Annotated in this window: 11 protein-coding genes; 9 read left to right on the top strand and 2 right to left on the bottom strand. The window is 73.6% G+C overall.

Annotated features, from left to right (window positions below; genetic code table 11):
* Positions 1-4: 4 nt before the first annotated feature.
* Genes ABZ716_RS22410 through ABZ716_RS22420 form a run of 3 tightly spaced genes read left to right on the top strand, consistent with a single transcriptional unit; the run spans position 5 to position 2,927 of the window.
* The gene (locus ABZ716_RS22410; RefSeq protein ID WP_358813953.1) at positions 5-1,012 is read left to right on the top strand and encodes a MoxR family ATPase; all 1,008 of its coding nucleotides are present in this window, start codon (positions 5-7) and stop codon (positions 1,010-1,012) included.
* Positions 1,009-2,355, top strand: a complete 1,347-nt coding sequence (locus tag ABZ716_RS22415) for a DUF58 domain-containing protein (RefSeq protein WP_358961110.1) — start codon at positions 1,009-1,011, stop codon at positions 2,353-2,355. The genes ABZ716_RS22410 and ABZ716_RS22415 overlap by 4 nt, the downstream gene beginning before the upstream one ends.
* Positions 2,352-2,927, top strand: coding sequence for a hypothetical protein (locus ABZ716_RS22420; RefSeq protein ID WP_358961113.1), 576 nt, complete (start codon positions 2,352-2,354; stop codon positions 2,925-2,927). Before ABZ716_RS22415 ends, ABZ716_RS22420 begins: the two co-directional genes overlap by 4 nt.
* Here the strand turns inward: ABZ716_RS22420 and ABZ716_RS22425 are convergent.
* Positions 2,924-4,123 carry a saccharopine dehydrogenase NADP-binding domain-containing protein gene (locus ABZ716_RS22425; RefSeq protein WP_358961116.1) on the bottom strand — a complete coding sequence of 400 codons (1,200 nt, stop codon included), beginning with the start codon at positions 4,121-4,123 and terminating at the stop codon, positions 2,924-2,926. The genes ABZ716_RS22420 and ABZ716_RS22425 overlap by 4 nt on opposite strands.
* Before the next feature lie 220 nt (positions 4,124-4,343).
* Between ABZ716_RS22425 and ABZ716_RS22430 the strand changes: the two genes are divergently transcribed.
* From ABZ716_RS22430 to ABZ716_RS22445, 4 genes are all read left to right on the top strand, one after another.
* Complete coding sequence (locus ABZ716_RS22430) at positions 4,344-5,480, top strand: CaiB/BaiF CoA-transferase family protein (protein ID WP_358961118.1); 1,137 nt, start codon at positions 4,344-4,346, stop codon at positions 5,478-5,480.
* A 94-nt stretch (positions 5,481-5,574) separates the two neighbouring features.
* Positions 5,575-6,717 carry an acyl-CoA dehydrogenase family protein gene (locus ABZ716_RS22435; protein WP_358961120.1) on the top strand — a complete coding sequence of 381 codons (1,143 nt, stop codon included), beginning with the start codon at positions 5,575-5,577 and terminating at the stop codon, positions 6,715-6,717.
* Positions 6,718-6,779: 62 nt separating this feature from the next.
* Positions 6,780-7,994, top strand: a complete 1,215-nt coding sequence (locus tag ABZ716_RS22440) for an acetyl-CoA C-acetyltransferase (RefSeq protein WP_358813959.1) — start codon at positions 6,780-6,782, stop codon at positions 7,992-7,994.
* Between the two features lie 45 nt (positions 7,995-8,039).
* Positions 8,040-10,211, top strand: coding sequence for a 3-hydroxyacyl-CoA dehydrogenase NAD-binding domain-containing protein (locus ABZ716_RS22445; RefSeq protein ID WP_358961122.1), 2,172 nt, complete (start codon positions 8,040-8,042; stop codon positions 10,209-10,211).
* A 65-nt stretch (positions 10,212-10,276) separates the two neighbouring features.
* On the opposite strand, the gene ABZ716_RS22450 is transcribed toward ABZ716_RS22445, so the two are convergent.
* Entirely contained in the window at positions 10,277-11,020 is a 744-nt protein-coding gene (locus ABZ716_RS22450; protein ID WP_358813961.1) for a MerR family transcriptional regulator, read from the bottom strand.
* A gap of 85 nt (positions 11,021-11,105) precedes the next feature.
* On the opposite strand from ABZ716_RS22450, the gene ABZ716_RS22455 reads away from it, so the two are divergent.
* Positions 11,106-12,932 (top strand): AMP-dependent synthetase/ligase, encoded by a 1,827-nt coding sequence (locus ABZ716_RS22455; protein WP_358961125.1) that lies wholly within the window; start codon positions 11,106-11,108, stop codon positions 12,930-12,932.
* A 131-nt stretch (positions 12,933-13,063) separates the two neighbouring features.
* On the top strand, positions 13,064-13,636 hold the full coding sequence (locus ABZ716_RS22460; protein WP_351880105.1) for a dihydrofolate reductase family protein: 573 nt from the start codon (positions 13,064-13,066) through the stop codon (positions 13,634-13,636).
* Positions 13,637-13,693 lie beyond the last annotated feature (57 nt).

Here is a 13,693-nt window from a genome sequence, read left to right on the forward strand (position 1 = left end):
GTCCGTGACCAGCCCCCACCCCCCGGCACAGCCGCCCGTCCTGACGCCGCGACAGGCGGGCGAGCGGGCCGCCGCCGTGCTGGACGAGATCCGCACCGCCGTGATCGGCACGGCCGAACCGCTGGCGCTCGTCATGCTCGGCGTCCTCGCCGGGGGCCACGTCCTCATCGAGGACCTGCCCGGCCTCGGCAAGACGCTGCTCGCCCGTTCCTTCGCCACCACCCTCGGACTGGACTTCTCCCGCGTCCAGTTCACCCCCGACCTGCTGCCCTCCGATGTCACCGGCGCCCCCTTCTACGACCAGCGGACCGGCGACATGGTCTTCCGGCCCGGCCCGGTCTTCACCCACCTGCTGCTCGCCGACGAGATCAACCGCACCCCGCCCAAGACCCAGGCCGCCCTGCTGGAGGCCATGGCCGAGTCCCAGGTCTCCGTCGACGGCAGCACCCGGCCCCTGCCGGACCCCTTCGTGGTGATCGCCACCGCCAACCCCATCGAGTACGAGGGCACCTACAGCCTGCCCGAGGCCCAGCTCGACCGGTTCCTGCTCCGGGTGCGCATGGGCTACCTCCCGGCCTCCCAGGAGGCCGCGATGCTGCGCGCACGCGTCGACCGGGCGGCGCCCGAGGCCGTACTGCGCACGCTCAGCGGGCCGGACGAGGTCCTGGCGATGCGGGCCGCGGTGGAGCGCGTCGAGGTGGACGACGACCTGCTCGATTACGCCGTCGCCCTCGTCGGCGCCACCCGCGCCCACCCGCACGTCCAGGTCGGAGCCTCCCCGCGCGGCGGCCTGGCCCTGGTGCAGCTCGCCCGCGCCCGCGCCGTACTGGAACTGCGGGACTACGTGACCCCGGAGGACGTCAAATCCGTGGCGGTGCCGGCCCTCGCCCACCGCGTCACCCTCAAGCCGGAACTGTGGGTCCGGCAGATCGACGCCGACGACGTCCTCCAGGAGATCACCCGGTCGGTGGCCGCCCCCCGGACCCTGCCGCGCACCCCGGTCGCACCGTGACGCGGCCGGAGCCCGCCCGTAGCGCGGCGGCCGCCGTCCGGCGGGCCCTGGACGGCCGCCAGGACGGCACCGCCGAACCCCCGCCGCCGCCCCCGACCGGCCGGCGCCCCGGCGAACGCGCCCTGCGCCTGGGCACGGTGGCCGTGGCCGCCCTGGCCGCCGCGCTGGTCACCGGGCGGCCGTGGGCGCTCGCCCTCGCCGCCGTCCCCCTGGTGTTCCTCGTCCTCGCCCTGCCGGACGGGACGGGCCCCGGCGAGGTGACGGCCGAGGCCACGGCCGAGCCGCGGCGGTGCTTCGCGGGCGAGCAGGTGCGGGTACGGATCGCGGTGGCGTACGACGCGGGCCCCGGCCGCCTGGACCCCTGGGTCACCCTGGGCCACGGGGTGCGGCTCGACCACCTCGCGGTCGGCCCGAACCACGTCGAGCTCCTGCTGACGGTCCAGCGCTGGGGCCGCTGGACCCTCGGCACGGTGGACGTCGACGTCTACGACCGGGGCGGTGTCGCCCGTCGCACCGTACGGGCGGAACTCGGCGAGGCCGCCGTCTTCCCGGTGCCCGGACACGCCGGCCTCACCCCCGTCCCGGTCCGGCTGCCGCACCGCCTCGGCGAGCACACGGCGGCGCAGCGCGGCGAGGGCGTCGAGGTCACCGGCGTGCACCCGTACGCGCGCGGCGAACGGCAACGCCGGATCCACTGGCCGGCCACCACCCGCCGGGGCACGGTGCAGGTCCACCAGTTCGCCGCGGAGTCCGCCGCCGACACGGTGGTGCTGCTGGACGCGCTCACCGACGTGGCCGACCCGGTCACCGGCGCGTCCTCGCTCGACGAGACCTTCCGGGCCGCCGCCGGCGTGGTCCGCGCCTACCTGCGCACCCACGACCGGGTCGGCGTCGTGTCGGTCGGCGGGACGACCCGCTGGCTCCGGCCGGGCAGCGGCCAGGGCTACTTCCACCGCATCACCGAGAGCGTGCTGGAGGTCCGCAAGGACCTCGCCCACCGCTCGGAGGGGCTCGCACCGCTGCCTCCGCCCGCCCTGCCCGGCCACGCCCTGGTGTACGTCATCACCTCGCTGACGGACCATCGGATCTTCGACGTCCTGCACCAGGTGCGCGGCCGGGCCAACCCGGTGGTCGTGGTCGAGATCCCCACCGGCGACCCGGTCGTGGATCCCGGCGACACCGAGGGCTCCCTCGCCCTGCGGCTGTGGCGCGCCGACCGCGAGGCCATGCGCTTCGGGCTCGTCGAACACGGGATCCCGGTCGTCACCCACCGGCCCGGCGAGAGCCTCGACCTCGCCCTCGCGCCGCTGCTGCGGACCCGCGTCCGCGGAGGAACCCGATGACCACGTCGCCCGCCGCGCACCCCGCCGGCGGCCGGGCCGCCCTGATCCTCACCCGGCTCACCTCCCGTGTCACCGACCGGCTGCTGGGAACGGCCCTGGCCGTCGCCGCCTGCGATCCGCCGGCCGTCCTGCACGCGACCGCGCCGGTGCAGGTGCTGGTGGCCGGGGCGGCTGCGGCCGCCTGGTGGGCCGCCCCGATGGTCGACGCGCGGCCCGTCCACACCTCCCTGCGCTGGTACGCCGTCATGGGCCGCCGCCGCACGACCGTGCTCCCGGCCACCGCCGTGGTGGTCGCCGCGGCCACCGGCCCAGCGCTCTGGCTCGCTGCCTGCGTCGCGGCCCTGCTGCTCGCCTACCTGCTCGTCACCGACGCCTGGACGGCCGGTGTGACCGCCCCGCGAGGCCGCCCGCAGGCGACGCCCGCGCTCGCGGCCGCCGCCGCGGCCGCCGTGGTCCTGCTCGCCGCCCAGGCCCCGGTCGCGAGCACCCCGTACGCCCGGTTCCCCGCGGCCCTCGCCGTCGCCGCGACGGCGCTCTGCCCGCTCCTGGCGCTCCGCGTCCGCCGACGCTAGTCCTGGGCCGCCACCCGGAAGCGGATGCCGGACTTCTGGAGGCGGGCCAGCAGGGCGGCGCCCATGGCCACCGCCGTGGTGAGCTGCCCGGCGGTCTCCGGAAGGTCGTCGTACGCCAGGCACAGCGCGGACTCGGCCAGCATCTTCGCCGTCTCCCCGTAACCGGGGTCCCCGCCCGACACCTCGGTGAACACCCGCCGCCCGCCGCCCTCGCCGACGAAGCGGACGGTGAACCAGCTGCGGGCGCGCCGCTCCGCGTCCGGGCCGGAGCCCGGCTCCCAGCGGGCCATCAGCCACCGCCGCGCCGCCGGGACCTGGGCCAGCGCCGCCGCCGCGCCCACGGCCACCGCCCCGCCCACGGCGACGGGCAGGTGGCGCACCGAGGCGTAGTGCCGGTAGCGGAAGTCCGGCCCGTAGCGCTCCAGCGCGGCCGCCGACCGGGTCACGACGAGGGGGTCCAGCGTGGGCAGCGGCAGCGCCCAGGTCCCGGTCTCCCGGCTGAACCGGGGCGCCCCGACGGGGCCCCGCACCCGGCGCCCGGGCAGCCGGGGCTGGTACAGCCGGCGCTGCCGGGCGGCGGCCAGGGTCTGCGGACCGCGGCCCAGGGCCGTGAGGGCGGAGGCCAGGGTGCCGCCGGAGGCCAGCGCCGAGGAGCGAACGAATCCGTCCACCCGCAGCGGCACCCCGGCCGGCAGCAGCCCCACCGTGAAGTACGCCCCGAGGTCGGCCGGGACCGAGTCGAACCCGCACGCGTGCACCAGCCGCGCCCCCGTCTCCCGGGCCCGCGCGTCGTGCGCGACGTACATCCGGTCGACGAACTCCGGCTCGCCGGTGAGGTCCACGTAATCGGTGCCCGCCGCGGCGCAGGCCGCGACCAGCTCCGCCCCGTACCAGACGTACGGCCCGACGGTCGTGGCCAGCACCCGCGTCCGCCCGGCCACCTCCCGTACGGCCCGGCTGTCGCAGGCGTCGGCGCGCAGCAGCGGCAGCGCGGCGCAGGCGGGGTCCAGCCCGGCCAGCCGGGCGCGCAGCCGCTCCAGCTTCCCGAGGTCGCGTCCGGCCAGGGCCCAGCGGCAGCCGGCCGGGGCGTGGCGGGCCAGGTACTCGGCGGTGAGCGCCCCGACGAAGCCGGTCGCTCCGAAGAGCACGAGGTCGAAGTCCCGTCCGGGACGGCTGTGGTGGACGTGCTCGTTCATGGAACGTTCCTCCCGGCTGATGTGGGTGGCTGAGGCTAGCGTGGGAGCCGGCGGTCCGTACGGGCGGGGAGAGAGGGTGTGGACAAGGGCAGGGAGGAGGGCAGGGAGAAACGAGCCAATCGGCTAAGCGCTTGCTCTTGTGCTGAGAGGGGTCCGTTCCTAGCATCGCTGGTGTTACATCAGTTGTGTCACACACGCACCAGGGACGCCGGGAGCCCGGATGACAGTGGCGAAGACAGGGACCGGCCCGCTGGCCGGGGTGCGCGTCGTGGAGCTGGCGGGCATCGGGCCCGGTCCGTTCGCCGCGATGCTCCTCGCCGACCTCGGGGCCGACGTGGTGCGCGTCGACCGGCCCGGCGGCGGCGGTCTCGCCATCGATCCGGCGTACGACGTCACCAACCGCAACAAGCGCTCCGTCCTGGTCGACCTGAAGTCCGACGAGGGCCCCGCCCGGGTGCTGGACCTCGCCGAGCGGGCCGATGTGCTCATCGAGGGCTTCCGCCCCGGCGTCGCCGAGCGGCTCGGCGTCGGCCCCGAGGAGTGCCTGGCCCGCAATCCGAAGCTGGTCTACGGCCGGATGACCGGCTGGGGGCAGCGGGGCCCGCTCGCCCACACCGCCGGGCACGACATCGCGTACATCGCCGTCACCGGCGCCCTCGGCATGATCGGTGACCCGGCCGGACCCCCGGCCGTCCCCGCCAACCTGGTCGGGGACTACGCGGGCGGCTCGCTCTACCTGGTCATCGGCGTGCTCGCCGCCCTCCAGCACGCCCGCACCCCCGGCGGCGCCGGCCAGGTCGTGGACGCCGCGATCGTCGACGGCACCGCCCACCTCACCGCCATGATCCACGGGATGGTCGCGGCCGGCGGCTGGCAGGACCGGCGCGGGGCCAACCTCCTCGACGGCGGCTGCCCCTTCTACGGCACCTACGAGACCTCCGACGGGCAGTACATGGCCGTCGGCGCGCTGGAGCAGCAGTTCTACGACACCTTCGTCCGGCTCCTCGGCATCGCCGACGAGGCCCCCGCCCGCAAGGACCCGGCCCGCTGGGGCGAGCTGCGCGAAGCCGTCGCCGCCCGCTTCAGGGCCCGTACGCGCGCGGAATGGACGGAGGTCTTCGAGGGCACCGACGCCTGCGTGGCCCCCGTCCTCTCGCTGCGCGAGGCCCCGCACCACCCGCACCTGGCCGCCCGCGCCACCTTCACCGACTTCGGCGGGATCACCCAGCCCGCCCCCGCACCCCGCTTCTCCGCCACCCCGGCCACCCTCCACAGCGGCCCGGCGCAGCCGGGGGCGGACACCGCGTCCGTGGCCCTGGACTGGGACGTTCCGGGCCTGACCGGGAAGGGTGCCTGAGGGAACCGTCCCGCGCCGTGCCGAACGTGAGGCCCGTCGGCCCCGGACCGGCCCGGCTGACCGAAACCGTCAAGAGCTGGCTCCAGGGGGCCCCATGCAACGCCGCATCTACGACGCCGACCACGAGGCGTTCCGTGAGACCGTCCGCACCTTCCTCGCCAAGGAGGTCCTGCCGCACTACGAGCAGTGGGAGAAGGACGGCATCGTCAGCCGCGACGTCTGGCGCGCCGCCGGCCGGCAGGGCCTGCTCGGCCTCGCCGTGCCCGAGGAGTACGGGGGCGGCGGCAACCCGGACTTCCGTTACGCGGCCGTCCTCGCCGAGGAGTTCACCCGGGCCGGCGTCCCCGGCCTGGCCATCGGCCTGCACAACGACATCATCGGCCCCTACCTGACCTCCCTGGCCACCGAGGAGCAGAAGCGCCGCTGGCTGCCCGGCTTCTGCTCGGGCGAGACCATCACCGCCATCGCGATGACCGAGCCGGGCGCCGGCTCCGACCTCCAGGGCATCCGCACCAGTGCCGAGGACCGGGGCGACCACTGGCTGCTCAACGGCTCCAAGACCTTCATCTCCAACGGCATCCTCGCCGACCTGGTGGTCGTCGTCGCGAAGACCACCCCCGAGGGCGGCGCGCACGGGCTGTCGCTGCTCGTGGTCGAACGCGGCATGGACGGCTTCGAGCGCGGCCGCAACCTCGACAAGATCGGCCAGAAGTCCCAGGACACCGCCGAACTCTTCTTCCACGACGTACGCGTCCCCAAGGAGAACCTGCTCGGCGAGCTCGACGGGGCCTTCGTCCACCTGATGACCAACCTGGCGCAGGAGCGGCTGGCCATCGCCATGGCGGCCATCACCGCCGCCGAGCACCTCCTGGAGATCACCACCCGGTACGTCAAGGAGCGCGAGGCGTTCGGCCGCCCGCTCGCCAAGCTCCAGCACGTCCGCTTCGAGATAGCCGAGATGGCCACCGAATGCGCGGTCACCCGGACCTTCCTCGACCGCTGCATCACCGACCACGCGGACGGCGCACTGGACCACGTCCACGCCTCCATGGCCAAGTGGTGGGCCACCGAACTCCAGAAGCGGGTCGCCGACCGCTGCCTCCAGCTGCACGGCGGCTACGGCTACATGAGCGAGTACCCGGTGGCGCGGGCCTTCACCGACGGGCGTATCCAGACGATCTACGGAGGCACGACCGAAATCATGAAGGAGATCATCGGCCGCTCCCTCCTCGGCTGAACCCGCCCGCCCCCTCCCCGGCAGCCCCGCCGCACCCCGGACCTCCCCGAAAGGCAAGACCTGTGAGCACCGAAGCGTACGTGTACGACGCGATCCGCACCCCGCGCGGCCGCGGCAAGGCCAACGGCGCCCTGCACGGCACCAAGCCCATCGACCTGGTCGTCGGCCTCATCCACGCCCTGCGCGAGCGCAACCCCGGCCTCGACCCGGCCGCCATCGACGACATCGTGCTCGGCGTCGTCGGCCCCGTCGGCGACCAGGGCTCCGACATCGCCCGTATCGCCGCCATCGCCGCCGGACTGCCCGACACCGTCGCCGGCGTACAGGAGAACCGCTTCTGTGCCTCCGGCCTCGAAGCCGTCAACCTCGCCGCCGCCAAGGTGCGTTCCGGCTGGGAGGACCTGGTCCTGGCCGGCGGCGTCGAGTCCATGTCCCGCGTCCCCATGGCCTCCGACGGCGGCGCCTGGTTCGCCGATCCCATGACCAACTGGGACACCGGCTTCGTCCCCCAGGGCATCGGCGCCGACCTCATCGCCACCATCGAGGGCTTCACCCGCCGCGACGTCGACGAGTACGCCGCCCTGTCCCAGGAGCGGGCCACCACGGCCATCAAGGAAGGCCGCTTCGCCGGCTCCGTGGTCCCCGTCACCGACCGCAACGGCCTGGTCGTCCTGGACCACGAGGAGTTCGTCCGTCCCGGCACCACCGCCGACACCCTCGCCAAGCTCAAGCCCTCGTTCGCCGACATCGGCGACCTCGGCGGCTTCGACGCCGTCGCCCTGCAGAAGTACCACTGGATCGAGAAGATCGACCACGTCCACCACGCCGGCAACTCCTCCGGCATCGTCGACGGCGCCTCCCTCGTCGCCATCGGCACCCGCGAGGCCGGCGAACGGGGCGGCCTGCGCCCGCGCGCCCGGATCGTCTCGGCCGCCGTCTCCGGCTCCGAGCCCACCATCATGCTCACCGGCCCCGCCCCCGCCACCCGCAAGGCCCTCGCCAAGGCCGGCCTGACCATCGACGACATCGACCTCATCGAGATGAACGAGGCGTTCGCCGGCGTCGTCCTGCGCTTCGTCAAGGACATGGGCGTCTCCCTCGACAAGGTCAACGTCAACGGCGGCGCCATCGCCCTCGGCCACCCGCTCGGCGCCACCGGCGCCATGCTGCTGGGCACCGTCGTGGACGAGCTGGAGCGCCAGGACAAGCGCTACGGCCTCGTCACCCTCTGCGTCGGCGGCGGCATGGGCGTCGCCACCATCGTCGAACGCGTCTGACCCGTCCTGAACCCTGATCCCACCTCTGACACGGAAGTAGCGAACATGAGCGAGTCCACCACGATCCGCTGGGAACAGGACGAGACCGGCGTCGTCACCCTGGTCCTCGACGACCCGAACCAGTCCGCCAACACGATGAACCAGGCGTTCAAGGACTCCATCGCGGCCGTCGCCGACCGCGCCGAGGCCGAGAAGGACTCCATCCGCGGCATCATCTACACCTCCGCCAAGAAGACCTTCTTCGCCGGCGGCGACCTCAAGGACATGATCGGGCTGCGCCCCGAGCACGCGCGGCTGGCCTTCGACACCGGAACCGACATCAAGCGCTCGTTGCGCCGCATCGAGACCCTCGGCAAGCCCGTCGTCGCCGCCATCAACGGCGCCGCCCTCGGCGGTGGTTACGAGATCTGCCTCGCCTCCCACCACCGCGTCGCCCTCGACGCCCCCGGCTCCAGGATCGGCCTGCCCGAGGTCACCCTCGGCCTCCTCCCGGCCGGCGGCGGCGTCACCCGCACCGTCCGCCTGATGGGCATCGCCGACGCCCTCCTGAAGGTCCTCCTCCAGGGCACCCAGTACAGCCCCCGGCGCGCCCTGGACAACGGCCTGGTCCACGAACTGGCCGCCACCCCCGAGGAGATGCTCGCCAAGGCGCGCGCCTTCATCGACGCCAACCCGGAGTCGAAGCAGCCCTGGGACGTACCCGGCTACCGCATCCCGGGCGGCACGCCGTCGAACCCCAAGTTCGCCGCCAACCTGCCGGCCTTCCCGGCCAACCTCAAGAAGCAGCTGAACGGCGCCCCCTACCCGGCGCCGCGCAACATCCTGGCCTGCGCCGTCGAGGGCACCCAGGTGGACTTCGAGACCGCGCTGACCATCGAGGCCCGCTACTTCACCGAGCTGGTCACCGGGCAGACCGCGAAGAACATGATCCAGGCGTTCTTCTTCGACCTCCAGGCCGTCAACGCCGGCCGCAGCCGCCCCCAGGGCATCGCACCGCGCAAGGTCACCAAGGTCGCCGTCCTGGGCGCCGGGATGATGGGCGCCGGCATCGCCTACTCCTGCGCCCGGGCGGGCATCGAGGTGGTCCTCAAGGACGTCACCGCGGAAGCCGCCGCCAAGGGCAAGGCGTACTCGGAGAAGCTGCTCGACAAGGCCCTCGCCAAGGGCCGCACCACCGAGGCCGAGCGCGCCGAGCTGCTCGCCCGGATCACCCCCACCGCCGACGCGGCCGACCTCGCGGGCTGTGACGCCGTCATCGAGGCCGTCTTCGAGGACACCGCCCTCAAGCACAGGGTGTTCCAGGAGATCCAGGAGCTCGTCGCCCCCGACGCGCTGTTGTGCTCCAACACCTCCACACTGCCCATCACCGGGCTCGCCGAAGGCGTGGCCCGACCCGCCGACTTCATCGGCCTGCACTTCTTCTCGCCCGTCGACAAGATGCCGCTGGTGGAGATCATCAAGGGCGAGCGCACCGGCGACGAGGCCATCGCCCGTGCCTTCGACCTGGTCCGCCAGATCAACAAGACCCCGATCGTGGTCAACGACTCCCGCGGCTTCTTCACCTCGCGCGTCATCGGCCAGTTCATCAACGAGGGCGTCGCGATGGTCGGCGAGGGCATCGAGCCCGCCTCCATCGAGCAGGCCGCCGCCCAGGCCGGCTACCCGGCCAAGGTGCTCTCCCTGATGGACGAGCTCACCCTCACCCTCCCGCGCAAGATCCGCAACGAGACCCGCAAGGCCGTCGAGACCGAGGGCCGCACGTGGACCGAGCACCCGGCCGACACCGTCATCGACCGCATGGTCGACGAGTTCGCCCGCCCTGGCCGCAGCGGCGGCGCGGGCTTCTACGAGTACGACGAGACGGGCCGGCGGACCCGGATCTGGCCCGGCCTGCGCGAGCACTTCGCCAAGCCGGAGGCGCGGATCCCCTTCGAGGACATGAAGGAGCGCATGCTCTTCGCCGAGGCCGTGGACACCGTCCGCTGCCTGGACGAGGGCGTGCTCACCTCCGTCGCCGACGCCAACATCGGCTCCATCATGGGCATCGGCTTCCCCGCCTGGACCGGTGGCGTCCTCCAGTACATCAACGGCTACGAGGGCGGCCTGCCCGGCTTCGTAGCCCGCGCCCGCGAACTCGCCGCCACCTACGGCGAACGCTTCACCCCGCCCGCCTCCCTGGTGGCGAAGGCCGAGCGCGGGGAGACGTACGCCGACTAGCCGACGACCGGCCGCTCATCGCGGGCGGTGTGCGAGCCCGCGAGCGGAGCCCCCGCGGGCGGCGTTCAACCCTGTTCCGGGGCGAACGCCGCCCGCAGCTCCTCCTTCAGCGACCGCTGGAACGCCGTCACCAGGGCCTGCACCACCATCGGCTGCATGTGGGCCGACAGGGCCTTCATCGACTCGATCTGCTCCTGATCGCTCTCACCCTCGGTGAACGGCCCCCACACCTCGTCCCGGAACAGCGCCGTCAGCTCGTGCGCCGCGGTCCGCGCGTGCTCCAGCAGGATCCCGCGCGCCACCAGCAGCGTCTCGTGCGCGATCGGTACGTCGAGCAGCGCGACCCCCAGCCGCAGCAGCCCCACGTCCACCCGGAAGCCGCCGTCGGCCTCCGCCAGTACGTTCATCGCCGCCAGCCGGCGCAGGTCCTCCTCCGGCAGGCTCCGCCCGGCCCGCTTCTCCAGCTCCGCCCGCGACACCTCCAGCGCCGCGTCCGGTGACCAGGTCGCCACCAGCGCCCGGTGGATGGCCAGGTCGTGCGCGCTCAGGTCGGCGGGGAGGGCGTCCAGGTAGCGCTGGATCGCCGACAGGGTCATCCCCTGGTGCTGGAGCTCCTCGATCAGCGCCAGCCGCGACAGGTGCTCCGGGCCGTAGTGCCCCACGCGCCGGGGTCCGATCACGGGAGGGGGCAAAAGGCCGCGCGTGCTGTAGAACCGTACGGTGCGGACGGTGACTCCGGCCCTCGACGCCAGCTCGTCGACCGTGAGCATCGGCTCGGTGGGCATCGGCTCGGTCGCCCGGTCGGCCATCGTCTGCGCCTCGCTCTCTGCTGCACGGCTTGGGTTCAACAGTATTGCTGTCGCACCAACGATGTGAAACGGCCAGGAGCTGCCCATGACCACGAACCTGCGACTGCCCGGACGCCCCGAAGACCTCACCCTTCCGTCCCTGCTCGCCCGCAACGCCGCCGAGCACCCGGACCTGCCCGCCCTCTCCTGGCGCACCGGGGACGGCTGGCAGACCCTCACCTGGAGCGAGGCCCGCCACCGTGTCGCCGTCCTCGCCGCCGGATACACCGCCGTGGGCGTCACCCGGGGCGAACACGTCCTGCTGATGATGGGCAACCGGCCCGAGCACTGGCTCAGCGACCTCGCCCTCGTCCACCTCGGCGCCGTCCCCGTCACCGTCTACGGCACCTCCGCGCCCGAGCAGATCGCCCACATCGCCCGCCACAGCCGGGCCCGGCTGGCCGTGGTCGAGGGAGCCCGCGAACGCGACCGCTGGGCCCCGCTGCTGGACGACCCCGCCACCCCGCTGGAGCGGCTCGTCGTCGCGGAGACCGCCGAAGCCGGCCCGCACACCGGCTACGCCTCCCTCTACGCCGACGGCGCCCGCCTGCACCGCCCCGACGCCTTCGAGAAAGCCTGGCGGGAGGCCCGCGCCGAGGACCCCCTGACCGTCGTCTACACCTCCGGCACCACCGGCGACCCCAAGGGGGTCCGGCTCAGCCACCGCAACATCCTGCTCCAGTCGGTGCGCCTGGACCGGCACGTGGACCTGCCCGAGCACGCCGAGCACATCTGCTACCTCCCCTTCGCCCATATCGCCGAGCGCATCCTCGGCATCTACCTGCCGCTGCTGCGCGCCGCGCACGTCCGGCTGGTCGCCGACCCCGCCGCCGTCGCCGCGGCGGTGCGCGAGCTGCGGCCCGTGCAGTTCTTCGGCGTGCCCCGGGTATGGGAGAAGCTCGCCGCCGGCCTACGGGCGGCGCTGGCGGGGCTGCCCGAGGAGCGGCGGCGGGCCGTCGAGGCGGCCGGGGAGCTGGCCCGCGCCCGGGCCGGGCACCGGGAACGCGGCGAGGAGGTACCGCCCGCGCTGGAGGCGTCGTACGCGCGGGCCAAGGAGGGGGTGCTGGACCCGCTGCTACGGCTCGCGGGGCTGGACCGGCTCCAGTGGACGGGCAGCGCCACCGCGCCGATGCCGATCGAGGTCGTCCGCTTCTGGGCGGGCTGGGGCATCACCATCATGGACGCCTGGGGGCTGACCGAGACCTCCGGCGTGTGCACCGTCAACCGCAACACCGCCGGCGGCTTCCGGCTGGGGTCCGTGGGCCGGCCGATCGAGGGGCTGGAGCTGAGGATCGCCGAGGACGGGGAGGTCCTCGCGCGCGGAGCGACCGTCTTCGAGGGCTACCTGCGGCCCGACGGCACGGTGGAGGGCGCCGCCGACTCCGAGGGCTGGTTCCCCACGGGGGACATCGGACGGCTCGACGAGAACGGCTTCCTGTGGCTGACCGACCGCAAGAAGGAGCTGATCATCACCTCGAACGGCAAGAACGTGGCCCCGGCACTGGTGGAGAACACCGTCAAGGAGCACCCGCTGATAGGCCAGGCCCTGGTCCACGGCGACGGCCGCTCCTACCTGGTGGCCCTGCTCGTCCTGGACCCCGAGATGGCCCCCGCCTGGGCCGCCGCCCGGGGCATCGAGGCGGCCACCCTCACGGAACTGGCCGCGCACCCGGCGGTCCTGGAGGAGACCGCCCGGGCGGTGCGGGCCGCCAACGCCCGCCTCAACCGTACGGAACAGATCAAGCGCTACCGGCTCCTCGCGCAGGAGTGGAGCCCGGAGACCGGTGAACTCACCCCGACGCTGAAACTCCGCCGCAGGGTGGTCAGGGAGAAGTACGGACACCTCATCGAGGCTCTGTACGAGGAGGCGTGAACGGGCGCGGGCCGATGAGTTCTTCCATGATCGGCGGTCATAGGTCAGGGTGGACGCGCCACCGCCGCGCGAGCGGCCGCGGCGCCCCCCGCCCGACCCGCGGAACCGGACACGACACCGAGGAACCCACGATGCGCACCCTGATCAGCACGGCCTTCATCTCGCTCGACGGCGTGGTGGAGGCCCCGGGCGGCGAGCCCGGCTACCGCAACTCCGGCTGGACCTTCAAGGACGTGGCGTTCGTGCCCGAGGCGTTCGAGATCAAGGGCCGCGAGCAGCAGGAAGCCTCGGCGATGCTGCTGGGCCGGACCAGCTACCAGGCGTTCAGCCCGGTGTGGCCGGACATGGCGGACTTCGCCGGCTACAAGGAGATGCCCAAGTACGTCGTCTCCACCACCCTCACCGAGGACGACCTGGTGACCAACTGGGGCGAGACGGCGATCCTGCGCTCACTCGACGAGGTCGCCGCCCTCAAGGAGACCGACGGTGGCCCGATCATCGTGCACGGAAGCGCCACCCTGCACCAGGGCCTCTCCGACGCCGGCCTGGTCGACCGCTACCACCTGCTCGTCTTCCCGCTCCTGCTCGGCGCGGGCAAGCGCCTGTTCAGCGCCACGGACAAGGACGCCCAGAAGCTGAGGCTGGTCGAGCACGAGGCGTACGCCAACGGTCTGCAGAAGAACGTGTTCGACGTCGTCCGCTGACACCCGGCCGTCCCGGACGCCGCCCGCGGGGCGGGTCCGGGACGGCCGGTCCGCCCG

It is taken from the genome of Streptomyces sp. NPDC006687 (assembly GCF_040636215.1).
Classification (GTDB): domain Bacteria; phylum Actinomycetota; class Actinomycetes; order Streptomycetales; family Streptomycetaceae; genus Streptomyces.

Coding starts and splice junctions, on each gene's coding strand:
- ABZ716_RS22420 (WP_358961113.1), top strand. CDS start 2,352: ATGACCACGTCGCCCGCCGCGCACCCCGCCGGCGGCCGGGCCGCCCTG.
- ABZ716_RS22425 (WP_358961116.1), bottom strand. CDS start 4,123: ATGAACGAGCACGTCCACCACAGCCGTCCCGGACGGGACTTCGACCTC.
- ABZ716_RS22430 (WP_358961118.1), top strand. CDS start 4,344: ATGACAGTGGCGAAGACAGGGACCGGCCCGCTGGCCGGGGTGCGCGTC.
- ABZ716_RS22435 (WP_358961120.1), top strand. CDS start 5,575: ATGCAACGCCGCATCTACGACGCCGACCACGAGGCGTTCCGTGAGACC.
- ABZ716_RS22445 (WP_358961122.1), top strand. CDS start 8,040: ATGAGCGAGTCCACCACGATCCGCTGGGAACAGGACGAGACCGGCGTC.
- ABZ716_RS22450 (WP_358813961.1), bottom strand. CDS start 11,020: ATGGCCGACCGGGCGACCGAGCCGATGCCCACCGAGCCGATGCTCACG.
- ABZ716_RS22455 (WP_358961125.1), top strand. CDS start 11,106: ATGACCACGAACCTGCGACTGCCCGGACGCCCCGAAGACCTCACCCTT.
- ABZ716_RS22460 (WP_351880105.1), top strand. CDS start 13,064: ATGCGCACCCTGATCAGCACGGCCTTCATCTCGCTCGACGGCGTGGTG.